Origin of the sequence: Pseudomonas sp. YuFO8, assembly GCF_035065025.1 — a bacterium.
GTDB lineage: Bacteria > Pseudomonadota > Gammaproteobacteria > Pseudomonadales > Pseudomonadaceae > Aquipseudomonas > Aquipseudomonas putida_AE.
The window spans coordinates 88999-112975 of sequence record NZ_JAXDEQ010000008.1 but is presented as its reverse complement, the minus strand read 5'-3'; the positions used below and the strand labels follow the sequence as shown (position 1 = coordinate 112975).

General features: G+C 58.7%; 27 protein-coding genes. 9 read left to right on the top strand and 18 right to left on the bottom strand.

Annotated elements, in window-relative coordinates:
* Positions 1-54 precede the first annotated feature (54 nt).
* The 5 genes from SOP95_RS09730 to SOP95_RS09710 all read right to left on the bottom strand — a co-directional run bounded on the left by SOP95_RS09730 (position 55) and on the right by SOP95_RS09710 (position 2939).
* On the bottom strand, positions 55-369 hold the full coding sequence (locus tag SOP95_RS09730) for a hypothetical protein (RefSeq protein ID WP_323606939.1): 315 nt from the start codon (positions 367-369) through the stop codon (positions 55-57).
* A gap of 87 nt (positions 370-456) precedes the next feature.
* Positions 457-915 carry a GNAT family N-acetyltransferase gene (locus SOP95_RS09725; protein WP_323607007.1) on the bottom strand — a complete coding sequence of 153 codons (459 nt, stop codon included), beginning with the start codon at positions 913-915 and terminating at the stop codon, positions 457-459.
* A 27-nt stretch (positions 916-942) separates the two neighbouring features.
* On the bottom strand, positions 943-1845 hold the full coding sequence (locus tag SOP95_RS09720; RefSeq protein ID WP_274074220.1) for a chemotaxis protein CheV: 903 nt from the start codon (positions 1843-1845) through the stop codon (positions 943-945).
* A 200-nt stretch (positions 1846-2045) separates the two neighbouring features.
* On the bottom strand, positions 2046-2522 hold the full coding sequence (bfr, locus tag SOP95_RS09715; RefSeq protein ID WP_274074221.1) for a bacterioferritin: 477 nt from the start codon (positions 2520-2522) through the stop codon (positions 2046-2048).
* A gap of 198 nt (positions 2523-2720) precedes the next feature.
* Complete coding sequence (locus SOP95_RS09710; RefSeq protein WP_008057530.1) at positions 2721-2939, bottom strand: bacterioferritin-associated ferredoxin; 219 nt, start codon at positions 2937-2939, stop codon at positions 2721-2723.
* Positions 2940-3244: 305 nt separating this feature from the next.
* Between SOP95_RS09710 and SOP95_RS09705 the strand changes: the two genes are divergently transcribed.
* Positions 3245-3847 carry a peroxiredoxin gene (locus SOP95_RS09705; protein ID WP_008057532.1) on the top strand — a complete coding sequence of 201 codons (603 nt, stop codon included), beginning with the start codon at positions 3245-3247 and terminating at the stop codon, positions 3845-3847.
* A gap of 150 nt (positions 3848-3997) precedes the next feature.
* Here SOP95_RS09705 and rnt read toward each other — a convergent pair whose 3' ends face one another.
* Positions 3998-4675 (bottom strand): ribonuclease T, encoded by a 678-nt coding sequence (rnt, locus tag SOP95_RS09700; protein ID WP_323606938.1) that lies wholly within the window; start codon positions 4673-4675, stop codon positions 3998-4000.
* Entirely contained in the window at positions 4672-5718 is a 1047-nt protein-coding gene (pyrC, locus tag SOP95_RS09695) for a dihydroorotase (protein WP_020799892.1), read from the bottom strand. Before pyrC ends, rnt begins: the two co-directional genes overlap by 4 nt.
* A gap of 159 nt (positions 5719-5877) precedes the next feature.
* Here pyrC and SOP95_RS09690 point away from each other — a divergent pair, with 159 nt between their 5' ends.
* Both SOP95_RS09690 and SOP95_RS09685 read left to right on the top strand, forming a co-directional pair.
* Positions 5878-6783, top strand: coding sequence for a flagellar protein MotY (locus SOP95_RS09690; protein ID WP_274074223.1), 906 nt, complete (start codon positions 5878-5880; stop codon positions 6781-6783).
* Between the two features lie 129 nt (positions 6784-6912).
* On the top strand, positions 6913-8130 hold the full coding sequence (locus tag SOP95_RS09685) for an argininosuccinate synthase (protein ID WP_020799894.1): 1218 nt from the start codon (positions 6913-6915) through the stop codon (positions 8128-8130).
* A gap of 68 nt (positions 8131-8198) precedes the next feature.
* On the opposite strand, the gene SOP95_RS09680 is transcribed toward SOP95_RS09685, so the two are convergent.
* Entirely contained in the window at positions 8199-8972 is a 774-nt protein-coding gene (locus SOP95_RS09680; protein WP_323606937.1) for a hypothetical protein, read from the bottom strand.
* 516 nt (positions 8973-9488) lie between these two features.
* Between SOP95_RS09680 and SOP95_RS09675 the strand changes: the two genes are divergently transcribed.
* Positions 9489-10115: a response regulator transcription factor gene (locus SOP95_RS09675; RefSeq protein WP_008057539.1), complete on the top strand. Its 627-nt coding sequence runs from the start codon at positions 9489-9491 to the stop codon at positions 10113-10115.
* A 90-nt stretch (positions 10116-10205) separates the two neighbouring features.
* Here the strand turns inward: SOP95_RS09675 and SOP95_RS09670 are convergent, their stop codons facing one another.
* The 8 genes from SOP95_RS09670 to metG all read right to left on the bottom strand — a co-directional run bounded on the left by SOP95_RS09670 (position 10206) and on the right by metG (position 17146).
* Entirely contained in the window at positions 10206-10385 is a 180-nt protein-coding gene (locus tag SOP95_RS09670) for a PA3496 family putative envelope integrity protein (RefSeq protein ID WP_046819033.1), read from the bottom strand.
* Positions 10386-10491: 106 nt separating this feature from the next.
* Complete coding sequence (gene nth, locus SOP95_RS09665; RefSeq protein ID WP_274074225.1) at positions 10492-11130, bottom strand: endonuclease III; 639 nt, start codon at positions 11128-11130, stop codon at positions 10492-10494.
* 25 nt (positions 11131-11155) lie between these two features.
* Positions 11156-11743, bottom strand: coding sequence for an Rnf-Nqr domain containing protein (locus SOP95_RS09660; RefSeq protein WP_323606936.1), 588 nt, complete (start codon positions 11741-11743; stop codon positions 11156-11158).
* Entirely contained in the window at positions 11736-12347 is a 612-nt protein-coding gene (locus SOP95_RS09655; RefSeq protein WP_323606935.1) for an RnfABCDGE type electron transport complex subunit G, read from the bottom strand. Before SOP95_RS09655 ends, SOP95_RS09660 begins: the two co-directional genes overlap by 8 nt.
* Positions 12344-13330, bottom strand: a complete 987-nt coding sequence (locus SOP95_RS09650; protein ID WP_274074228.1) for an RnfABCDGE type electron transport complex subunit D — start codon at positions 13328-13330, stop codon at positions 12344-12346. The genes SOP95_RS09655 and SOP95_RS09650 overlap by 4 nt, the downstream gene beginning before the upstream one ends.
* A complete protein-coding gene (rsxB, locus tag SOP95_RS09645; RefSeq protein ID WP_274074229.1) occupies positions 13317-14327 on the bottom strand; it encodes an electron transport complex subunit RsxB in 1011 nt (336 codons plus the stop codon). The genes SOP95_RS09650 and rsxB overlap by 14 nt, the downstream gene beginning before the upstream one ends.
* Positions 14324-14893 (bottom strand): electron transport complex protein RnfA, encoded by a 570-nt coding sequence (locus SOP95_RS09640; RefSeq protein ID WP_323606934.1) that lies wholly within the window; start codon positions 14891-14893, stop codon positions 14324-14326. The genes rsxB and SOP95_RS09640 overlap by 4 nt, the downstream gene beginning before the upstream one ends.
* Positions 14894-15094: 201 nt before the next feature.
* A complete protein-coding gene (metG, locus tag SOP95_RS09635) occupies positions 15095-17146 on the bottom strand; it encodes a methionine--tRNA ligase (protein WP_274074231.1) in 2052 nt (683 codons plus the stop codon).
* Between the two features lie 153 nt (positions 17147-17299).
* Here metG and apbC point away from each other — a divergent pair, with 153 nt between their 5' ends.
* Complete coding sequence (gene apbC / locus SOP95_RS09630) at positions 17300-18394, top strand: iron-sulfur cluster carrier protein ApbC (protein ID WP_323606933.1); 1095 nt, start codon at positions 17300-17302, stop codon at positions 18392-18394.
* 126 nt (positions 18395-18520) lie between these two features.
* On the opposite strand, the gene SOP95_RS09625 is transcribed toward apbC, so the two are convergent.
* Positions 18521-19279, bottom strand: coding sequence for an SDR family oxidoreductase (locus SOP95_RS09625; RefSeq protein WP_274074233.1), 759 nt, complete (start codon positions 19277-19279; stop codon positions 18521-18523).
* Between the two features lie 153 nt (positions 19280-19432).
* On the opposite strand from SOP95_RS09625, the gene SOP95_RS09620 reads away from it, so the two are divergent.
* The 4 genes from SOP95_RS09620 to groL all read left to right on the top strand — a co-directional run bounded on the left by SOP95_RS09620 (position 19433) and on the right by groL (position 22947).
* On the top strand, positions 19433-20164 hold the full coding sequence (locus SOP95_RS09620) for a HugZ family pyridoxamine 5'-phosphate oxidase (protein ID WP_274074234.1): 732 nt from the start codon (positions 19433-19435) through the stop codon (positions 20162-20164).
* Positions 20165-20230: 66 nt separating this feature from the next.
* Positions 20231-20707, top strand: coding sequence for an FxsA family protein (locus tag SOP95_RS09615; protein WP_274074235.1), 477 nt, complete (start codon positions 20231-20233; stop codon positions 20705-20707).
* A 250-nt stretch (positions 20708-20957) separates the two neighbouring features.
* A complete protein-coding gene (locus SOP95_RS09610) occupies positions 20958-21251 on the top strand; it encodes a co-chaperone GroES (RefSeq protein WP_020799908.1) in 294 nt (97 codons plus the stop codon).
* A gap of 49 nt (positions 21252-21300) precedes the next feature.
* Positions 21301-22947, top strand: coding sequence for a chaperonin GroEL (gene groL / locus SOP95_RS09605; protein ID WP_274074236.1), 1647 nt, complete (start codon positions 21301-21303; stop codon positions 22945-22947).
* Positions 22948-23110: 163 nt separating this feature from the next.
* Here groL and SOP95_RS09600 read toward each other — a convergent pair whose 3' ends face one another.
* Positions 23111-23848 carry a phosphatase PAP2 family protein gene (locus SOP95_RS09600; RefSeq protein WP_323606932.1) on the bottom strand — a complete coding sequence of 246 codons (738 nt, stop codon included), beginning with the start codon at positions 23846-23848 and terminating at the stop codon, positions 23111-23113.
* Positions 23849-23977 lie beyond the last annotated feature (129 nt).

The window sequence follows — 23977 nt, the reverse complement described above, 5'->3', positions numbered from 1 at the left end:
TACGTTATAGCCCCGTGACCCGGTCAGGAAAGTGACTGTTAACTGACAGCGGTGTCAGTTTGCACGTACGGAGTCCCACTCGGTCACGTAAGCCGTTTTGCTTTTCTTGTTGTAGAGGCACAGTTCGGTACCTTGCTGGCCTTTCATGTGCTTTTGCGGGTACTGGCCTTGCAGCAGCAGGGCGGTGTAGCCGACCCGATCATCGAATTGTGCGGCGTTGCCGACGGGTTTGGCGTTCGCCAGACCGCTGGCCTTGGTGCAACTGGCGAGCACGGCCTTGTCGAAAGCGGCCCAGGCCTCGGGGCTGGAGGCGTGGGCCTGGGTGGCGAGGGCAGTGAGGCAGGCGAAGGTCAGGGTGACAGCTTTCATGGTTCAGGGATCCTTGGGCGGGGTTGGCCAAGGTGTGAGTATGCCTGAAGGCTTGGGGGGCGAACGCGCGGCTCGGCGAGGGACGGGTCAGACCGGAACCGGTTCCCGGCGCACCACATACATCCCGGCGCTTTCATACAACCGCTGTGCGCGAAGGTTGCCTTCCAGCACTTTCAGGTCGACGTAGCCTTCGCGCCGCCGTTGAAATTCGGTGAAGGCATTGAGCAGCAAGGCTCGCCCCAAGCCGCGGCCTTGAGCCCGTGGATGCACCACCAGACTCTTGATGTAGGCGCTGGTCCAGCACTGACAGACGCCCACGATACCCTGGGCATCCAGAGCGATGAAACACAGTGTCGGATCATATTCAGGATCGGTTTCAAATCGCTGTTGCCATACGTCCAGGCCCGGGACGCGGCCGCCGCCTTGCGCGTGACCCAGTTCCATCAAGCGATGAACTTCTTCTGCCTGTTCGGGACGATACCCGGTCAGGACGATTCCCGGGGGCCAGGTGATGGCGGGCACGGCTTCAGCGAGACAGCGGCGCATGAGAAAGCAGAATTGCTCGTCCAAGACTCAATGACCTTGTTCGGCCACAGCCTTGGCCGCGTCGATCAGGCACTTGGTCAGCTCCGGCGAAGAGAACTTGGTCAGCACCGCATTCGCGCCCGCAAGCCGCGCCTTTTCGCTGTTCATCGCACTGTCCAGGGACGTATGCAGCAGCACGTAGAGGTGCGCGAAATCCGGGGTTTCACGCAGGGTGCGGGTGAAGGCGTAGCCGTCCATTTCGGACATTTCGATATCGGAGACGATCAGGTTGATCTGCTCGGCGGTGCCTTGCAGGTCCAGCAGGCAGTCGATGGCTTCCTTGGCACTGCGCGCCGTGTGGCATTGCAGGCCCAGGTTGCGCAAGGTGTGCACCGATTGCTGCAGCGCGACCTGACTGTCATCGACCACCAGGATGCGCGCGCTGCCCAGGGTCTCGGCATCTTCCATGCTGAGCTCGGTCGGCGCCATGTCGATGGGCACCGGGGCGATGCCATGGATGACCTTTTCGATGTCCAGCACCTGCACCAGAGTGCCGTCCACCGAGGTGACGCCGGTGATGTACGAGCGCGAACCGCCAGAGCCGAAGGGCGGCGGACGGATGTCGGTGGTCAGGCAGTGCACGATCTTGCTCACCGCCTGTACATGCAAACCTTGTTTGGAGCGGCTGACGTCCGTGACGATCAGGCACCCACCGTCAGGATCTGCCAGCGGGCGCTCACCGATGGCACGGCTGAGATCGATCACCGACAACGAGGTGCCGCGCAGGGTGGCGATGCCTTTGACGTGGGGATGCGCTTCGGGGAGTTTGGTCAGTGGCGGGCAAGGGATGATTTCACTGACTTTGAGCAGGTTGATCGCCATCAGCTTGCCACTGCGCAAGGTAAACAGCAGAAGCGAAAGTGAATCTGCGCGGGCTTTGGTGGAGGACATAAAAACCTTCTGTGGAAAAAGGTGGTGAGGCGATCAGTGGATCAGCCACAGCTTTCGATGTCAGGTTATCGACTTGTCGGGGGCAGGCTTTAGGAAAAATCCCCAGGGCTGTGCAGACCCTTGCAAACTGAAACAAAAAAGCCCCGTCTCTTTAAAAGAGCGCGGGGCTTTGTTTTGCATCAAGACTGGCGCAGTAGAACTTACTCGTCGTCGCCCATCTGCGATTGCAGGTAGTTCTCGATACCGATCTTGTCGATAAGACCCAGTTGGGTTTCCAGCCAGTCGATATGTTCTTCTTCGGACTCGAGGATATCTTCAAGCAGGTCACGGCTACCGAAGTCGCCGACTGTTTCGCAATGCGCGATCGCCGCTTTCAGGTCGGCATGGCCGGTCTTCTCGATACGCAGGTCACACTGGATCATTTCCTCGGTGTGCTCGCCGATCTGCAGCTTGCCCAGGTCCTGGACGTTCGGCAGGCCTTCAAGGAACAGGATGCGCTTGATCAGCTTGTCCGCGTGCTTCATCTCGTCGATGGATTCGTGGTACTCGTGCTTGCCGAGCTTGTTCAGGCCCCAATCTTCGTACATGCGTGCATGCAGGAAGTATTGATTGATCGCGACCAGCTCATTGGCAAGGATCTTGTTGAGATGCTGGATGACTGTAACGTCGCCTTTCATGATGGGGTCCTGCCCTGTATTAGCTGTCTATAAGGCAGAGTTTGAGCCGCACAACTAAGAGTGTCAAACCTAAGTTATTGAATAATAAATGAAAATTAATCGGAATAAGAATGTTTGTGTTCCGCGTCTAGAGCCTAAGCAATTGATTTTCAGGCATAAAAAAACCGGACATGAGTCCGGTTCTTTGAAATCGGTTATTTATGCGGCGGTAAATTCAACAGGAAAAGGGATCGCCGCCTGGGCCGTTTGCAATTTGGTCAGGGTCTCGCGGACCACTTCCTTGGCCAGGCAGGCACATTTGCCGCATTGACTGGCAACGCCGGTGGCCTGGCGCACTTCCTTGTAGCTGCAGCATCCTTCATAGATCGCATCGCGGATTTGGCCGTCGGTGACGCCAGTGCAGAGGCAAACATACATAAGTGAAAACCGTCGCTGTTTATGTCTCGAATGCGATGGATCTTAATGTTAACGAGAATGATTGTCAAAGTGCTTTGAGAAGGGTTTTTGACAGGCCTGACGAACGGTTGACCAGCGACGCGCCGTCAACCGAAATACCCTTCGTCCTTTTTTACGCCCAGGGGAGAAACCGTTACGGACAGGTCAAAAACGCAGTGTATGATGGCCGGTCTTTTCGAAACGGGTTCGTGTCACAGGGCTGTCGCCTGAGGGTGGCAGGCTGACGCAAACCTTGTTCTTAACGCTTCTACACCAGGAGATATCCAATGAGCGTACTCGTAGGCAAACAAGCCCCTGACTTCACCGTACCGGCCGTACTCGGCAATGGCGAAATCGTGGACAGCTTCACCCTGTCGTCGGCCATCAAAGGCAAATACGGCCTGGTGTTCTTCTACCCACTGGACTTCACCTTCGTTTGCCCGTCGGAGCTGATCGCTCTGGACAACCGCATGTCCGAATTCAAGGCACGCAACGTTGAAGTGGTCGCTGTGTCGATCGACTCGCACTTCACCCACAACGCATGGCGCAACACCCCGGTAAACGATGGTGGTATCGGCGCAGTGCGTTACACCATGGCTGCCGACATCAAGCAGGAAATCATGAAGGCCTACGACGTTCAGTCCGCTGACGGCGTTGCTTTCCGTGGCGCGTTCCTGATCGACGACAAAGGCGTTGTCCGTTCGCAGATCATCAACGACCTGCCGCTGGGCCGTAACATGGAAGAGCTGCTGCGTCTGGTCGACGCCCTGCAATTCCACGAAGAGCACGGCGAAGTTTGCCCTGCCAACTGGAAAAAAGGCGACAAAGGCATGAACGCTTCGCCAGAAGGCGTTGCGGCTTACCTGACCGAGCACGCTGCTGCGTTGTAAGGCACCAGGTACAAAAAAACCGGCCTCAGGGCCGGTTTTTTTATGCGCGAAAAATGTCTGGAACCCTGTAGGAGCCGGCTTGCTGGCGATGCGATGGTAGCCGTTATGCCGCCATCGCTGCGACCCGACAAGCCAGCTCCTACAAACGAATCAATCGCCGAAGTCTTCCCAGCCGCCCATTTGTTTCCAGCGATTGACGATGCCGCAGAACAGCTCGGCAGTCTTCTCGGTGTCGTAGCGGGCCGAGTGCGCCTCGCGCCCGTCGAAGTCGATATCGGCAACCTGGCAGGCCTTGGCCAGCACGGTTTGACCATAGGCCAGGCCGGCGAGCGTCGCGGTATCGAAACTGGAGAATGGATGGAACGGATTGCGTTTCATGTCCAGGCGTGCGACCGCGGCATTGAGGAAGCCCAGGTCGAAACTGCTGTTGTGCCCAACCAGGATCGCGCGTTTGCAACCGTTGGCCTTCAGCGCCTTGCGCACGCCGCGGAAGATATCGTTCAGCGCCGACTCTTCGCTCACGGCCATGCGCAGCGGGTGATCGAGCTTGATCCCGGTGAACTCCAGGGCGGCCGCTTCGATGTTCGCACCTTCAAACGGCTCGACCCGGAAGAAGTAGGTGTGATCCGGGTACACAAAACCCTTTTCATCCATGGCGATGGTGGTCGCGGCGATTTCCAGCAAGGCGTCGGTGGCCGAGTTGAAACCACCGGTTTCTACGTCGACGACAACCGGCAGGTAGCCACGGAACCTGGCGGCCATTGGGTGACGGGAACCGCCGCCACCGCCTTGACCTTCCTGTTCGTCGTCGAAATGGTCTTCACTCACGCGTGTTCCTCCAGCAGGCGCCAGCGCAGTTTTTCACCGGCGCGCAGCGGGATAACGGTCAGCTCGCCAAACGGCAAGCTGGTCGGGGCGGTCCATTCTTCGCGGACCAGGGTGATGCGATCGGTGTTTGCCGGCAGGCCATAGAAACGCGGGCCGTTGAGGCTGGCGAAGGCTTCGAGCTTGTCCAGCGCGTTGCGCTGTTCGAAGGCTTCGGCGTACATCTCGATCGCGGCATAAGCGGTGTAGCAACCGGCGCAGCCACAGGCGGCTTCCTTGGCGTGCTGGGCGTGGGGCGCCGAGTCGGTGCCGAGGAAGAACTTTTCGCTGCCGCTGGTGGCGGCGTCGAGCAGGGCTTCCTGGTGGGTATTTCGCTTGAGGATCGGCAGGCAGTAGAAGTGCGGCCGAATCCCGCCCACCAGCATGTGGTTGCGGTTGTACAGCAAGTGATGCGCGGTGATGGTCGCGCCAACGTTGGCCGAAGCCGAGTTGACGAACTGCACGGCGTCAGCGGTGGTGATGTGTTCGAACACCACCTTGAGGGTCGGGAAACGCTCGACCACACGGCGCATGTGCTCATCGATAAAGATTTTTTCGCGGTCGAACACGTCGACATCGCCGCGGGTGACTTCACCGTGGATCAACAAAGGCATCCCGACTTCGGCCATGGCCTCCAGGGCCGGGAAGATCTTGTCGATGCTGGTGACGCCCGAGTCCGAGTTGGTGGTCGCGCCGGCCGGATACAGCTTGGCGGCGTGAACGAAACCGCTGGCCTTGGCCTCGCGAATTTCTTCAGGCTGGGTGCGGTCGGTGAGGTATAGCACCATCAGCGGTTCAAACGGGCTGCCGGCCGGGCGAGCAGCGAGAATCCGCTGGCGATAGCCGTCGGCTTCAGCCGCATTGCGCACTGGTGGTACCAGGTTGGGCATGATGATGGCGCGGCCAAAGGTGCGCGCGACATCCGCGACGGTATTGGTCAACACGGCACCATCGCGAAGATGAATATGCCAGTCGTCGGGACGCAGCAGGGTCAGGCGGTCGGACATGAGGGGATTCCAGGCGGGTCAAACTGAAGGGAATGCTACCGGAAAAGACTCTTGCAGGCACTCGCTATCAAGTTTTACGGGAAGCTTCCGATATCCAACAGGTATGCCGTGAACATCTGTGTGTCGGTCTTTTTGTCGTAGAAGCCAGTGGAGCCTCCCGTGCGCCAGCGTTATTTAGCCTTGCTCAGCGTGTTTGCCAGCCTTCCCGCGATGGCACTCACTTTCCAGACTCGCCTGGAGAGCATCGAGTGGACGGTCGAAGGCGACAAATTCGAATGCCGGCTGACTCAGCCGATCACCGATTTCGGCTCGGGTGAATTCGTGCGGCGCGCCGGGGAACAGGCGACGTTTCGTTTGAATGCCTACAACGCAATGATGGGCGGTGGTTCTGCCACCTTGCTGGCGGCCGCTGCACCCTGGCAGCCGGGACGCGGTGATATCAACCTGGGCACGGTAAGAATCGGCAGCGGCAACATCCTCTTCAACAGCTCCCAGGCCCAGGCCGCACGCTTGATCAGCGGCCTGATCGACGGACGCAGTCCTGTGGTTCGAAATTCCTCGGGCGATGGCCGGGTGTCGGAGGTGCGCTTGTTGCCGGTCCGGTTCACCAAGGCATTTGCCGAGTATCAGGGCTGCGTGGCCAAGTTGCTGCCGCAGAACTTCGATCAGGTCAAGCAATCCCAGATTGGCTTTCCCGGTGGCGGTATCGATCTGGATGCGGCCGCCAAGGCCAGGCTGCAAGTCATGCTGGAGTACATGAAAGCCGATCCGACGGTCAATCGCATCGAGCTTGACGGCCACTCCGATAACAGCGGCAACCGCCTGACTAACCGTGACCTGTCACGGCGTCGGGCGCTGGCGGTGATGGACTTCTTCAAGGCCAATGGCGTCCAGGAATCGCAAATCACCCTGCGTTTCCATGGCGAGCGTTATCCCCTGGCCCCCAACATCAGCAACGCCAACCGCGCGAAAAACCGCCGGGTAGCGATACGCCTGGAGCGCGGAGCCCCCGCGGAGCAGGTAGCCCCGCAAGCGACGAAGCCTGCCGCTTCGGCGACTTCCTGACCCCTTGGTCATCGTCGCGCTCTCGACATAATCTGTCGCTTCGTCGTCATAAGCTGTCGCGCCACTGTAAATTATCTTGCGCGGGCGGTAGACTTGACGGCTTTCCGTAGAACCCCGTGGAGTGATGGCATGGCGGACGTAAACAAGGTCGTTCTGGCGTATTCCGGCGGCCTGGACACTTCGGTGATCCTCAAGTGGCTGCAGGATACTTATAACTGTGAAGTGGTGACCTTCACCGCTGACCTGGGTCAGGGCGAAGAGGTCGAACCTGCACGTGCCAAGGCTCAAGCCATGGGCGTGAAAGAGATCTACATCGACGACTTGCGCGAAGAGTTCGTGCGCGATTTCGTTTTCCCGATGTTCCGCGCCAACACCGTTTACGAAGGCGAGTACCTGCTGGGTACTTCCATCGCTCGCCCGTTGATCGCCAAACGCCTGATCGAAATCGCCAACGAAACCGGTGCTGACGCCATTTCCCACGGCGCCACCGGCAAGGGTAACGACCAGGTTCGTTTCGAACTGGGCGCCTACGCCTTGAAGCCAGGTGTGAAAGTGATCGCTCCGTGGCGCGAATGGGACCTGCTGTCCCGTGAAAAGCTGATGGATTACGCTGAAAAGCACGCGATCCCGATCGAGCGTCACGGAAAGAAGAAATCCCCGTACTCGATGGATGCCAACCTGCTGCACATCTCCTATGAAGGTGGCGTGCTGGAAGACACCTGGACCGAGCACGAAGAAGACATGTGGCGCTGGACCGTCTCCCCGGAGAAGGCACCCGACAAGCCGCAGTACCTGGAACTGACCTACCGCAATGGCGACATCGTCGCGCTGGACGGCGTCGAAATGACCCCGGCCACCGTGCTGGCGACTCTGAACCGTATCGGTGGCGAACACGGTATCGGCCGTCTGGACATCGTCGAGAACCGTTACGTGGGCATGAAGTCCCGTGGCTGCTACGAAACTCCTGGCGGTACCATCATGCTGCGCGCCCACCGTGCGATCGAATCGATCACCCTGGACCGCGAAGTGGCTCACCTTAAAGACGAGTTGATGCCCAAGTACGCCAGCCTGATCTACACCGGTTACTGGTGGAGCCCTGAGCGTCTGATGCTGCAACAGATGATCGATGCGTCCCAGGCTCACGTGAATGGCGTTGTGCGCCTGAAGCTGTACAAGGGCAACGTGATCGTCACCGGTCGCAAGTCAGACGAGTCGTTGTTCGACGCCAACATTGCGACTTTCGAAGAAGATGGCGGCGCCTACAACCAGGCCGACGCAGCGGGCTTCATCAAGCTCAACGCCTTGCGCATGCGCATCGCGGCGAACAAAGGTCGCAAGCTTTTCTGAGACCTTTGACGCAATGGAATGTGTGGCCCGGTCGTCGACAGGGCCGCACATTTAAAAGGGGGGAGTTGCTACCTGCCCGTATCAGTGTTCTTTCCCGCCTTGCTATGACTCCTCTCATCATTCCCTTCTGATCGATCGTCAAACGCTTCGGGTTGCCGTGCGTCGATGGGCAAATGTTGGTCAATGATCGTCAAACCCTGTGAATTTAAGTTGTAGGCAGCACAGAATGTTGTGCGGCAATGTTTCTTCACGTGTTTTGAAGGAGCGGCTGCGCTTTCCCTCAGTTTTGAATCCGACTCGGTACAGGTGAGGAACACCACTGCACGTGCAGCCTTTCCCGGTTCGATCTGGATGCTCTCCAACAAATGGCTGAACTCGGCCTGGCCTGTCATCCTGCGTGCATCAATCACATACAGGTCCTTCAACCGTTCGGGTAGACGTACGTGGTGATGCGCCGAAAGGGCGTTGGCAGAAACTGTTGCTGAAGGTGGGTCTTGTGCTTTCGATGGGCGGCGAGTGGATTGGTCGCCAGTACCCGATGCCCTGGTCGGGGACTTTCGAGTCTTCTTGTTCTCGGATTGCTCGAGACCGTCCATGACTTTTATGAAGTGTTTTCCCTTCTCAAAGTCGGAGGGGGCGTAAAGCGATCGATAGTTGAAGTTGAGAGTGACAAAGAATAGCAACAGCAGATAAAAAGGAAAGCTGATCAGGAACCAGACGTAGATGTCTCTATCATCATCATCAAGAAAGGGCAGTGAAATCGCAGCTGATGTTTCAGACAGTGTTGCGAATATCGCAATCACTGTCATGGGGTTGTTTATTCTTTTTTTAATCCTGTCCATTTTAAATTCCTCGATAGCTATTGCTTGATTGGTTTGAATTTAATCCATCTAACGCATGTTGGGCATCCATGGTTTCTGTTTTTTAATTTATTTGATGTCGGGTAGACGTTTTCCTGTTTACGGTTTTCTTATAATCGATGATGGGGTGATTTTTGCTGTAAGAACGAGTGGATAAGTTGTGTGTGATATTTCTGGAGTCAGTGTGGATATTGGATTATCCCAATTACCTTTGCGCGGTTGGGTAGGGCGGCACATGTCTGATCGCTGTCTGAAAATAAAACTCCGCTCATTTTTTCGTTGCAGGTCGATACAAAAAAGTAATCGCAATTGGAAAGTCAAGACTTCAAAAAAAGTTTTCCGCCTAACGATTTGCTCGATTTTTTGTAGGAAAAATCTGTGAATTTTGTAGGGAATGTCTCTCGGTGCAAGTGGTTGGGGGAGGCGACATGCCAGGGGGGAAACGACTAGGCTATTGTGCGGGCTCTAAAAATTCGAACAGCGAAATTGGACTTGCCCATGAATAAAGTGCTGATTGTGGATGATCACCCCGTCATTCGTCTTGCGGTACGAATGCTGATGGAGCGTCATGGCTACGAAGTCATTGCAGAAACAGATAATGGTGTGGATGCATTACAACTAGCCCGTGAATACATGCCGGACATTGTCATCCTGGATATAGGAATACCTAAACTCGATGGACTGGAAGTCATTGCACGACTGACCTCGGCTGCGATGCCGATGAAAGTGCTGATATTGACGTCCCAGTCACCTGGTCATTTTTCCATGCGCTGCATGCAGTCGGGAGCCGCCGGATATGTTTGTAAACAACAGGATCTCACGGAGTTGCTCAGTGCAATAAAGGCGGTATTGTCAGGCTACAGTTACTTTCCAAATCAGGCCTTGCACACTGTGCGTGCCAGTCTTGGCAACGCCAGTGAAGCCGATATGGTGGATCGTCTTTCTGGGCGGGAAATGATGGTGCTACAGCAGTTGGCCCGGGGCAAGACTAACAAAGAGATTGCTGATGGGATGTTTCTCAGCAACAAGACCGTCAGTACCTACAAGACCCGACTACTGTTAAAGCTCAATGCGCGCTCCCTGGTCGATCTGATTGAACTGGCCCAGCGTAATGGTCTGGCATGATGAGCCTGCCTCTGACGGAGTACACCAGGCGAGCGTTGATCGCGGTTCGGCACTTGGTAAAAAGCCTCCGTTTCGGGAGGCTTTTAGGTTTTACAAGTCAAAATCGTAATCGGCCAATTGCTTTTGCAGTCGGCGCTCCTCCAGCAGATTGTCGATGGTCCGGCGCTTGCTCAGGTTGGTTTTCGCTACTTCAACCACCGGCTCGGCATCATCAGCCTCTACGGGGGTGAAGTCGTCATCTACATCCAATTGCTCTTTGCCAGTGCTCATTTAGTTACTCCAGGCGAAGAAGGCCTTTGGGGCTCCTTATATCGACAATCCTGCGACGGGTAAAAAAGATTTTTTCAATCGATATATTGATAAACCCAATAGCGGCTCAATCGTCCGAGGTCTTGTGCTTGTATTCGCACAAGTCTTCGATCCGGCAACTGCCGCAGCGAGGTTTGCGGGCCAGGCAAACATAACGTCCGTGAAGGATCAGCCAGTGATGGGAGTCGAGCAGGTACTGCTTTGGCACAAATTTCATCAATTTATGCTCGACCTCAACCACATTCTTGCCGGGCGCAATGCCGGTGCGGTTGCTGACCCGAAAAATGTGAGTGTCCACGGCCATCGTCAACTGGCGGAATGCAGTATTGAGCACCACGTTGGCGGTCTTGCGGCCAACGCCAGGCAACGCCTCGAGTTCCTCACGGGTTTGCGGCACTTCGCCTGCATGACGCTCAACCAGCAGGCGGCAGGTCTCGATCACGTTTTTTGCCTTGCTGTTGTACAGGCCGATGGTCTTGATGTATTCCGACAATCCTTCGACCCCCAAGGCATGAATCGTCGCCGGAGTATTGGCAACCGGAAACAGTTTTGCCGTGGCCTTGTTCACGCCGACATCGGTCGATTGCGCGGAAAGAATCACCGCAATCAGCAATTCAAAGGCTGAGGAATAGGCCAGTTCGGTCTTCGGTTCTGGATTGTCTTCATGCAGCCTGCGGAAAATTTCCAGACGTTTTGCGGCATTCATGGGCGAAGCGTTTCCTCGAAGGCAGTCAGTTTGAGCGTGTCGGGCGGTGCCAGGCTTGCCAGGCGGCGATCAGCAATCCCAGCAGTATGAAACCTCCGGGGGCCAGCGTGGCCAGGCGCAGGCCACCGTCAGCGGTCAGTACCCAGCCCGGCCAATCCGCGTGTGTTACAGCAGCCAGCCAGGGTAGGTGGTTGCCCAGTGTCCCGTAACCGATGAGTTCACGCAGCAGGCCCATAGCCACCATCGATGCGCCGAACAGGCCGCACAGACGCCAGCGCTCTCGCCAGGGGCTCTGGAAGAAATCGGAGCGCTCCAGTACGACACATTGCAAGGCGATCAAGCCGGTATAGATCCCGGCATGCTGGTGCCATTGCAGCGACCAGACCTGCGCGCCGAGTTCTGCGCAACTGGTCAGCGTTGCGGCAAGCAGCACGCTGGCCGACAAGTGGGTCGCCGGGAGCAGGCGCGATCGCAAGGCGTTCATGCACAGGCCGAACCCACTGATCACGACAATGAACAGCCACCACAGGCCCAGGGCATTCACCAGCGAGTTGGTGGCGCCAATCAGCGGCACGAGCATCAAGGTGTTCTGCAACCGCAATGGATTACTCATCGGAGGGGCTCCCAAGCAGTGAGGGCCGGTGCTCATCGAAATAACGCAAGGCGTCATGGGTGGCATTGATCACCGCTCTTGAGGTGATGGTCGCTCCCGCAATCTGGTCGAACTGCCCCTGGTCCTTTTTCAAGGCCCAACCATTGTCGCCCGGATCGGTTCGCGACCTGCCGGAAAAGGCTGCAAGCCAGGTATTGGGCCAGTCGGCGATTCGTGCGCCGAGCCCCGGGGTTTCCGTTTGCTTGAGGGTTTTGACCCCCAGCAGTCTGCCGTCGAGATCGATGGCGATCAGCAAATCGATGGTGCTCGCGTAGCCCAGGGTCTGGCTGCGTAAAAGCACGGCATAGGCTCGGCCGGCCTTGGTCGCGCGGTAGCCTGCCAGCAGCGTGCTGTTGCCCAGCGCGGTGTTGTCGAGCGTGAGCGGTTGGTCCAGCGGCTGGTTGTCGTAGCTGTCGGGCGGTAGCAGGTCGAGCAGGTAACGACTGTCGATCAGGCGCTGCTCAGCCGCAATCCGTGGCGCGCTGCTGTGTTGCGCGAGATAGGTCAGGCCCGCTCCGAGGGCAGTCAGTAACGCGAGGATGGCGGCGCTCGACGCTCGGCTCATGGTGCGATCCGCTCCTGCCTGGCCGCGACCAGCCGCTCCAGCGCCGGTACACAGAGGTTCATCAGCAGCACGGCAAAGGCCACGCCGTCCGGGTAACCGCCCCAGGTGCGAATCAGATAGGTCAGCAACCCGACTCCTGCACCAAACAGCAGTCGCGCCCCGGGGCTTTTGGCGCCGGATACCGGTTCAGTGACGATGAAGAATGCGCCCAGCATGCTGGCGCCGGTGAGCAGATGAAACAGCGGCGAACCATGGGAGTCTGAGCCCGAACCGTTCCAGCACAACAGGCTGATGACGAACAGGCTGGCGAGCATGCCGACAGGCGCGTGCCAGCTGAATACGCGGCGTTGCAGCAAAAACGCGCCGCCGGCGAGAAAAGCCAGGTTCACCCATTCCACACCGCGACCGCCGAAACGCCCAAAGGCCGGATTGGCCGAGAAGAGTTCGTCCATGGTCAGGCTCTTGTTGATCCGCAGGCTGTCCAGTGCCGTGGCCCGGACCCAGGCGTCCGGGCTTTGGCCGACACCGAATACTTGCTGCACACCACCCCACAGGTCCATGCCCTGGGAGGCAGGCCATTGGGTCATCTGTTGCGGAAACGTCACCATCACCAGGGCGAAACCGAGCATCGCCGGATTGAACGGATTGCTGCCGACCCCGCCATACAGGTGCTTGCCGAACACCATGGCCAGCGCGGCAGCACTGACCGTCAGCCACCAGGGACAGTAGGGCGGCAAGGCCAGGGCCAGTAGCGTGGCACTGACCAGGGCGCTGCCGTCGCTCAAGGTCGGCTTGAGCGCACGCCGGCGCAAGCGCAGTACCGCCGCTTCCGCGGCCAGCGCACTGACGCCTGCCAGTATCAGGTTGAGCAACACCCCCCAGCCGTAGAACCAGAATAACGCCAGCATCCCTGGCAACGTCGCCAGCAGAACCAGTTTCATCGCCTGTTGCAGGCGCTCGTCGACCGGTTCAAGGGGCGGCATGGGCATCCACCTGGCGTTCGGCTTCGCTCAGGGCCCGCTCAAGGGCTTCGATTTGTTCGGCGGGTGCTGCGCTGGCCTGGGCTTTCTTCAGTTCGGCGCGGCGCATGGCCAGCTGAATTTTTGCGCGTTTCAGCTCGGCGTCCTGCGCCGGAGCCGCGACGGGGGACGGGGTAGGTGGCGCACTACGTTCCAGTTGGGCCAAAGCCTGCTCGGCGGCTTCGAACTGCTGTTGCAGGACAATCAACTGCGATTGCTGTTCGAAGGTCGGCGGATGACCGAAGGCCTTGAGCGACTTGTTCAACTGCGCCCGGCTCATCGCCAGGTCGATCTTGGCTTTTTTCAGGGCCGCATCGGCATTCGCCGCCTTTTGCGCGCGGACGCGTTCCAGGGCTGCCTGTACCGGGTCGAGGATCGTTTCGCTGGGCTGGACGACCCGTTGCGCACGGGCCTCGCGCTCGGCAGTTTTTTGTTGTTCTTCACGCTGCAAGCGGGCGTTGCGCTGCTCGAAACGGCGCCGCGCATGATCGCGCTTGGCGGCGCGCGCCCGTTGCTCCTCCAGGCTGAAAGCCAGGCCACCGACAATCGGCAGCACGCTGTTCAATGGCAGCGGATGCATTTCGATGCAGTCCACCGGGCAAGGCGCCACGCAAAGGTCGCACCCGGTGCATTCGTCGATGATGACCGTGTGCATCAACTTGGCCGCGCCGACGATGGCGTCCACTGGGCAGGCCTGAATGCATTTCGTGCAACCAATGCATTCGGCCTCACGGATATAGGCAATCTGCGCCGGGGCCGAGCCGCGACTGACGTCCAGCTCCAGCACCGGTACGTGCAACAGTTCGGCCAGGGCGTGGATGGTTTCACTGCCGCCGGGCGGGCACTTGTTGATCGGCTCGCCGTTGGCAATGCCGGTGGCGTACGGCTTGCATCCGGGATGGCCACACTTGCCGCATTGGGTCTGCGGCAAGAGGGCGTCGATGCGTTGAATCAGACTCATGTTTTGATCAGTCCGCTGAATCCGAGAAAGGCCACTGCAATCAGGCCGGCACCGACCAGGTCGATCGGCAGGCCGCGAAAGGGCAGGGGCACATCGTTATCAAGTGTGCGCTGGCGCAGGTCGTTGAACAGGCTCAGTACCAGCCAGAAGCCCAGCCCGGCACCGAGGCTCAAGGCTGTGGCGTGAAAAAATCCCATGTCCTCCCGGGCGTTGAGCAATGCCACGCCGAGCACCCCGGCATTACACAGCAGCAAAGGCCAGAGGCCTTCGAAGGACAATGTCGAAAACACCCGTGCCAGCAGCTGCAACAACGGGCCGATCAGCAGCACGCTCAATGGCAGAAACACAAACAGGCGCAGCGCCGTCATCTCCAGCGGCACCAGCAACCAGTGATAGAGCGCATAGCCGAGCACCCCGGTAATCAGCATCAGGCAGGTCGTGGCGATGCCCAAGGCATGGACCTGGCGACGTTCGCTGGCCAACAGCGGCTCGACACCCAGCGGCCAGTGCAACACGAAGTTGTTGAGCAGGGCAGTGCTGATAAGCGTAAGCAGGGTTTCGGTCATGATCGTCCGTATCCGTTGCTCGATAACCCTGTAGGAGCTGCTGCAGGCTGCGATCTTTGATCTTTTTCAAAGCAAATTCAAAAGATCGCAGCCTGCGGCAGCTCCTACAAGTAATGCCCGAGTTCAGTAATAGTATGGGCCAGACATGAAAATCCCACAGTCGCGCCAGGCGCGACTGTGGGATCGGTTTACCGCAGTGCCTTACTTGATCCGCTGACCAGGCTTGGCGCCGCTGTCAGGGCTGAGCAGGTAGATTTCTTCACCGCCAGGACCGGCTGCCATCACCATGCCTTCGGAAATGCCGAACTTCATTTTCCGTGGCTTGAGGTTGGCAATCATCATGGTCAGGCGACCATCGAGCTTGGACGGGTCCGGGTAGGCGCTCTTGATGCCGGAGAAGACGTTGCGTTGCTCGTCACCGATGTCCAGGGTCAGGCGCAGCAGCTTGTCGGCACCTTCCACGTGTTCGGCCTTGACGATCAGGGCGACGCGCAGGTCAACCGCGGCAAAGGTGTCGAACTCGATTTCCGGCGACAGCGGATCCTTGGCCAGCTCGCCATTACCGGCTGGTGTGGCTTCGCCGGTGTCGGTCTGGCTGGCGGTCAGGTCTTCTTTCGAGGCGTCGGTCATGGCTTGCACTTTGACCGGGTCGATACGGGTCATCAACGGCTTGAACTCGTTCAACTGATGGTTGGCGAGCAAGGTCGCGTGATCGTTCCAGGTCAGTGGCGCAACATTGAGGAACGCCTCGGCATCGGCGGCCAGCAGCGGCAGTACCGGTTTGAGGAAGATCACCAGTTGACGGAACAGGTTGACGCCGGTGGCGCAGATGGCCTGGACTTCATCCTGCTTGCCTTCCTGCTTGTTCAGCGACCACGGTGCCTTGTCGGCGATCCAGGCGTTGGCGCGGTCGGCCAGGCCCATGATCTCGCGCATGGCGCGGGCGAAGTCGCGGGCTTCATAGGCGTCGGCGATGCTTGGCGCGGCGGCCAGGAAGGCTTCGGTCAGCTCCGGCGCGGCGTTGGTCTCGACCATCACGCCGGCATTGCCCTTGTTGATGAACCCGGCGCAACGGCTAGCGATGTTGACGACTTTGCCGACCAGGTCGGAGTTGACCTTCTGCACGAAATCTTCGAGGTTCAGGTCGAGGTCGTCGACGCCACGGCTCAGCTTGGCCGCGTAGTAATAGCGCAGGTATTCCGGCGACAGGTGGTCGAGGTAGGTCCGGGCCTTGATGAAGGTGCCACGGGACTTGGACATTTTCTGGCCGTTGACGGTCAGGTAGCCGTGCACGTTGATGCCGGTCGGCTTGCGGTAACCCGCGCCTTCGAGCATCGCTGGCCAGAACAGGGCGTGGAAGTTGACGATGTCCTTGCCGATGAAGTGGTACAACTCGGCGGTCGAGTCCTTGCCCCAGAACGCGTCGAAGTCCAGCTCCGGCGTACGGTCGCAAAGGTTCTTGAAGCTGGCCATGTAGCCGATTGGTGCATCCAGCCAGACGTAGAAGTACTTGCCCGGCTCGTCGGGGATCTCGAAGCCGAAGTACGGCGCATCGCGGGAGATGTCCCACTGTTGCAGGCCGGCATCCAGCCATTCGGCGATCTTGTTCGCCACGGCGTCCTGCAGGGTGCCGCTGCGGGTCCAGGCCTGCAGCATTTCCTGGAAGTCCGGCAGCTTGAAGAAGAAGTGCTGGGAATCCTTGAGCACCGGGGTGGCGCCGGAGATTGCCGACTTCGGATCCTTCAGGTCGGTCGGTGCGTAGGTCGCGCCGCATTTTTCGCAGTTGTCGCCGTACTGGTCTTCAGTGCCGCATTTCGGGCAGGTGCCCTTGATGAAGCGGTCGGCCAGGAACATTTTCTTTTCCGGGTCGAAATACTGCGTGATCGAGCGTTGGGCGATGTGCCCGGCGTCGCGCAGCTTGAGGTAGATCTGGCTCGACAGCTCACGGTTTTCTTCGGCGTGAGTGGAGTGGAAGTTGTCGAAGTCCACCAGGAACTCGGCAAAGTCGGCGCTGTGTTCAGCCTGGACGTTGGCGATCAGTTGTTCCGGGGTGATGCCTTCCTTTTCCGCGCGCAGCATGATCGCCGAACCGTGGGCGTCGTCGGCGCAGACATAAATGCATTGGTTGCCGCGGTGCTTCTGGAAGCGCACCCACATATCGGTCTGGATGTACTCCAGCATATGGCCGAGGTGAATCGAACCATTGGCATAGGGCAGGGCGCTGGTGACGAGGATCTTGCGTGGCTCGGACATGGGGCTCGGCTACTTGATGAAACGGAGGTCGGCCACTATAAAGCGCCGGCAAAGATATTTCACCCCTGCAAATCGTTGCCGGGCATGCCGTCCGGAAGACAGAAGGGGTAGGATACCCGCCATCTATTCCCAGTCCTGTTTTCGGAGTTGCCCATGAGCGCCGTCAATCGCGCAGCGGTGGAAGCCGTCCTTCGCCAATACACCGACCCCTACCTGAACCAGGATCCGGTCAGCGCCGGGTGCGTGCGCAATATCGAGATCCAGGGCGACCGCGTCAGCGTGCAGCTGGAACTGGGCTATGCCGCCGGTTTGTTCAAGAGTGGTTGGGCGCAGATGCTGCAAATGGCCATTGAGGGCCTTGACGGTGTCAGTACTGCCCGCATCGACATCACCAGTGTGATCGCCGCGCACAAGGCCCAGGCACAGATCCCGGGTCTGGCCAACGTCAAGAACGTCGTGGCCGTGGCGTCCGGCAAAGGCGGCGTGGGCAAGTCCACCACCGCCGCCAACCTGGCCTTGGCCCTGGCCCGCGAAGGGGCCAAGGTCGGCATTCTCGATGCGGACATCTACGGTCCGAGCCAGGGCATCATGTTCGGCATCGCCGAGGGTACCCGGCCGCAGATCAAGGATCAGAAATGGTTCGTGCCGATCCAGTCCCACGGCGTCGAAGTGATGTCCATGGCGTTCCTCACCGACGACAACACGCCGATGGTCTGGCGCGGGCCGATGGTCTCTGGCGCCTTGCTGCAACTGGTGACGCAGACCGCGTGGGGCGACCTGGATTACCTGGTCATCGACATGCCGCCAGGCACCGGCGATATCCAGCTGACGCTGGCGCAGAAAGTCCCGGTGGCCGGTGCGGTGATCGTGACCACCCCCCAGGACCTGGCACTGCTGGACGCACGCAAGGGCGTGGAGATGTTCCGCAAGGTCAACATCCCGGTGCTGGGCGTGGTGGAAAACATGGCCGTGCACATCTGCTCGAACTGCGGGCATGCCGAACATCTGTTCGGCGAGGGCGGCGGGGTGAAGCTGGCCAATCAGTATGGCGTCGAGCTACTGGCTTCGTTGCCGCTGGCAATGGCCATCCGCGAGCAGGCCGATGGCGGCAAGCCAACGGTGATCGCCGAGCCTGACAGCCCGATCGCCCTGGTTTACCAGGAGCTGGCGCGCCATGTCGGCGCACGGATCGTGTTGCAGGAGGCGTTGACGCCGGCGATGCCGAACATCAGCATCAGCGACGATTGATGGCCTGACACACAATCAACTGTGGGAGCTAGCCTGCTAGCGATAGCGAATTCACATTCAACAAATATGTTGGCTGAACCACCGCAATCGCCAGCAGGCTGGCTCCCACATTGGTCGATGGGGGCTTTAAATCCGCAACCCGCCATCCAGCTCCAGAATCCGACCGGTGTAATAGTCGTTCTCGAAGATGTAAGCCGCCGATTGGGCGATTTCTTCCGGCTTGCCCATGCGCTTGAGCGGAATCCCCGACGTCATCTTCTCCAGCGCTTCAGGTTTCATGCTCAGGGTCATTTCGGTTTCGATGAAGCCCGGTGCAATGCCGGCCACGCGAATGCCGTAGCGCGCCAGTTCCTTGGCCCAGGTCACCGTCGCCGCAGCGACACCGGCCTTGGCGGCGGAGTAGTTGGTCTGGCCGACGTTGCCGGCGCGGGAAATCGACGAGATATTGATAATCGCGCCGCTGTTGTCCAGCTCGACCATTTTCGCCGCGACTTCACGTGTGCACAGGAATACGCCAGTCAGGTTGACGTCGATGACCGCCTGCCACTGGGCCAGGCTCATCTTGGTCATTTCGCCATCCTTGACCTTGAGCAGCAGGCCGTCACGCAAAATACCGGCGTTGTTGATCAGGCCATGGATCGCGCCGAAGTCGTCAGCGACCTGAGCGACCATGTGGCTTACTTGCTCTTCATTGGCCACATTGCACAGGTAGGCGCGGGCTTCGACACCCTTGGCCTTGCAGGCGGCAACGGCGTCGTCGAGTTTTTCCTGGTTCAGGTCCACCAGCGCCAGCTTCGCGCCCCTGGCGGCGAAATACTCGGCCATGGAGCGGCCTAAACCCTGGCAACCGCCAGTGATAATGATTACTTTGTCAGTGAGTTGCATTCGTAATGCCCCGGTAGGTTTGGGTGTTTTTTCATAAGGCATCTTCTCCATCACGCCTACCTTGGCACATGAGAACTGCCCCCAATGGTCAACTGGTACCTGTGCCAGTAGCTGATCCGTTTTTACGACGGATTCTTAATAAGGAGTCATAAATTGAGCGTTGAAGCGGCTAAGAATGCACGAGAATTGCTCCTCAAGGAATACCGTGGGGTGCTCTCGACACACTCCAAATCGATGCCCGGTTTCCCGTTCGGCTCCGTGGTTCCGTACTGCCTGGACGAGCTCGGCCGGCCGCTGATCCTTATCAGCCGCATCGCCCAGCACACCCACAACCTGCAAAAGGATCCAAAATGCTCGCTGTTCGTGGGCGAGCGAGGCGCTGAAGATGTCCAGGCCGTTGGTCGCCTGACGTACCTGGCCGAGGCGCAACAGATCGAAGACGAGGCAGCCATCGAAGCCGCTGCCGAACGTTACTACCGCTATTTCCCGGATTCGCAGAGTTATCACAAGGCCCACGATTTCGATTTCTGGGTGCTCACGCCGGTGCGTCATCGCTACATCGGCGGCTTCGGCGCGATTCACTGGGTCAACGAGCTGACCCTGGCCAACCCCTTTGCCGGCAAGGCCGAGCTGAGCATGATCGAGCACATGAACGCCGATCACGCCAAGGCCATCGCGCATTACGTCGAACTGGCCGGCCTGCCGAATACCTCGCCAGCCAGGCTGGTGGGCATCGACAGCGAAGGTATGCACCTGCTGATCGGTCAAGGGCTGCATTGGTTGCCGTTCCAAGCGCCTTGTAATACGCCGACACAAGTTCGCGAAGCCTTGGTTTTCCTGGCTCACGCCGAACATTGGCCGAAAAATGCAGTGGCCGACGCTTGAATTCACGAAACGGCGACGTCATCTAAGGATTACTGGCAAGGCATTCTTGCGTTGAGGAACCATTTGATGCGCCCTTTTTTGTTGCTCTTTCTGCTGTTCCCGGTGTTGGAGCTGTTCATATTCGTCAAGGTGGCAGGGGCAATCGGGTTTTTCCCGGCCCTGCTGCTGATCATTCTCGGCTCGATGTTCGGTGTGTTCGTGTTGCGCGTCGCCGGGCTGGCCACGGCGCTGCGTGCCCGTGAAAGCCTGAACCGCGGCGAGCTGCCGGCCCAGACCATGCTCGAGGGCCTGATGCTGGCTTTGGCCGGGGGCCTGTTGATCCTTCCGGGATTCATCAGCGACGTGATCGGCCTGGTCATGTTGCTGCCGGTCAGCCGTCGCCTGCTGGCCAATAAAATGCGCCAGCGTGCCGAGGAACAAGCGATCCGCCAGCGTGCGTTCGCCGATGATCTTGCGCCCCGTGGCGGTCCCGCACCCCGCGAGCCGCTCGGTCGCGAGCCCAATGTGATCGAAGGCGAGTTCGAACACCGCGATACCAAGTGATACGTCACCTGCACACGGCACCTTCGGGTGCCGTGTTCGTTTTCGGGAGATCGGCGTAAAAAATTTTTCGATCCCCGCCCTTGTAATCAGCTTGTACGCCCTTATGTAACGGTCACCGCAAGGTTTCTGGCGAACACGCCAGACAGACTTCCGCGGTTCGCTCGGCGAACCGCACCCGGCACCGCCGGACTTTGTTAAACCCGCCGGGACTACACCGGCCGATGAAAACCACAATTAGGAGAGATCGACAATGAAGCTTCGTCCTCTGCATGACCGCGTCGTCATCCGTCGCAGCGAAGAAGAAAAGAAAACCGCTGGCGGTATCGTCCTGCCAGGTTCGGCTGCTGAAAAAGCCAACAGCGGCGAAATCCTCGCTGTCGGCACCGGCCGCGTACTGGAAAACGGTGAAGTGCGTGCACTGTCCGTGAAAGTGGGCGACAAGGTTGTGTTCGGTCCTTACTCCGGCAGCAACACAGTGAAAGTCGACGGCGAAGACCTGCTGGTAATGAGCGAGAACGAAATCCTCGCTGTTGTCGAAGGCTGATTACCCGCTCATTTTCCCGTTACTACAAAGTATTTAAGGAATATCGATCATGGCTGCTAAAGAAGTTCTGTTTGGCGATTCCGCCCGCAAGAAAATGCTCAAAGGCGTCAACGTCCTGGCTGACGCGGTAAAAGCGACCCTGGGCCCGAAAGGCCGTAACGTGATCATCGAGAAGAGCTTCGGCGCTCCGACCATCACCAAGGACGGCGTTTCCGTAGCCAAAGAAATCGAACTGGAAGACCGTTTCGAAAACATGGGCGCGCAGCTGGTCAAAGACGTTGCCTCCCGTGCCAACGATGACGCAGGCGACGGCACCACCACCGCTACCGTTCTGGCTCAATCGATCGTCAACGAAGGCCTGAAAGCCGTCGCTGCCGGCATGAACCCGATGGACCTGAAGCGCGGTATCGACAAAGCGACCATCGCGATCGTCAAAGAGCTGAAGGCCCTGTCCAAGCCATGCGCTGACACCAAGGCTATCGCTCAGGTAGGTACCATCTCCGCCAACTCCGACAACTCCATCGGCGACATCATTGCCGAAGCCATGGAAAAAGTCGGTAAAGAAGGCGTGATCACCGTTGAAGAAGGCTCGGGCCTGGAAAACGAACTGTCGGTTGTTGAAGGCATGCAGTTCGACCGTGGCTACCTGTCCCCGTACTTCGTCAACAAGCCAGAGACCATGGTCGCTGAGCTGGACGGCCCGCTGATCCTGCTGGTCGACAAGAAGATCTCGAACATCCGCGAAATGCTGCCAGTGCTGGAAGCCGTTGCCAAAGCCGGCCGTCCACTGCTGATCGTGGCCGAAGACGTTGAAGGCGAAGCCCTGGCGACTCTGGTTGTGAACAACATGCGTGGCATCGTCAAAGTCGCAGCCGTCAAGGCTCCAGGCTTCGGCGACCGTCGCAAGGCCATGCTGCAGGACATCGCCGTTCTGACCGGCGGTACCGTGATCTCCGAAGAGATCGGCCTGAGCCTGGAAAGCACTACCCTTGAGCACCTGGGTAACGCCAAGCGCGTGACCCTGTCCAAGGAAAACACCATCATCGTTGACGGTGCTGGCGTTCAAGGCGACATCGAAGCACGCATCAACCAGATCCGTGCCCAGGTTGCCGAGACTTCCTCGGACTACGACCGTGAAAAACTGCAAGAGCGTCTGGCCAAGCTGTCCGGCGGCGTTGCGGTGATCAAGGTTGGCGCTGGTTCCGAAGTTGAAATGAAAGAGAAGAAAGCCCGCGTTGAAGACGCCCTGCACGCTACCCGTGCAGCCGTTGAAGAAGGCGTGGTACCTGGCGGTGGCGTTGCGCTGATCCGCGCTCTGCAAACCCTGAACGATCTGAAAGGCGACAACGCTGATCAGGACGTAGGTATCGCTGTTCTGCGCCGTGCCATTGAAGCACCGCTGCGTCAGATCGCTGCCAACAGCGGTGACGAGCCAAGCGTTGTGGTCAACGAAGTCAAGAACGGCAAAGGTAACTTCGGTTACAACGCTGCGACTGGCGAATACGGCGACATGATCGAAATGGGTATCCTGGATCCTACCAAGGTCACCCGTTCCGCGCTGCAAGCTGCATCGTCGATCGGCGGTCTGATCCTGACCACCGAAGCTGCGGTAGCTGATGCACCGAAGAAAGACAGCGGCGCTGGCGGCGGCATGCCAGACATGGGCGGTATGGGCGGCATGGGCGGCATGATGTAAGCCAGCCTTACCCCTGTACTAAAAAACCCCGCCTGCGAAAGCAGGCGGGGTTTTTTATTATTGCCCGGATCAAAAGATCGCAGCCTGCGGCAGCTCCTACATGGAACTGCGTTCCCCCTGTAGGAGCTGCCGCAGGCTGCGATCTTTTGATCTTCGTTCAGGCTCAGGCCGTTTGAACATTGACCACGGGCTCAACCCTCGAAGCAGGCTTATACAGAATCCAGTAATAAGATCCCAGGCAAATCAGCCAGCAAAACACCGCCGTCCACACGTTGTGCGAGAAAAAGTGTGCCCCCTGCAGCATCCGGCCGATGGAAAACACCGAACCCAGGGCAAAGGCGAAAACCAGTGCCGCACGTGCCATGCGTGGACGGCGATCACGCAACACGAAAAACAGCGCAAACAGGGTGAAACCGGTCGCGGCGTGACCGCCAGGCCAGCAACGACCCGGTTTCTCCGTGGCCGGACGCGGGCTCAACAATTCGCTGTAGGTCTCGTGGCCGCCGAACTGCTCGAGGCTCCACGGGCATTGCACCGCCGTTACCGCTTTCATCGGGGTGACGAAGGACGTCGCCAGCCCCAGGGACAGCACCAGGCAGCCCAATTCCCGCTTGAACGGTTTGAGCCGGGTCATGAAGAATGAACCGGCAAAGCCGAAGATTGCCAGCACCGAAAAGGCGATGACCAGTTGCTTGGCCCGGTCGTGCAGGACGGTTTCCAGGAAATAACTGTGCCGCCCGATGAAATCCCCGGCGACCGGGTCGTAGAACAGCCTGGCCAGGTCCATGTCCAACGTCGTCAGTTCGAGCAATACCAGAATGATGGCTGCAATGGCGGGAACACCCAGGCACACCCAGAAGTTGAGCGGTCGGGAAGCGGGGCGTGCAGAGATCGAAACCATGGCAAATCCTTGGTCAGTGGAATGTTCTTGAGTACGCAGCCGCGCGGAGTCTGCGCTCTATCCTGTCGTCAACCTGTGAACCGATAGTGAAAAAAACGTTGAGGCTCGAGCCGGTCATTTCGCCAGGCA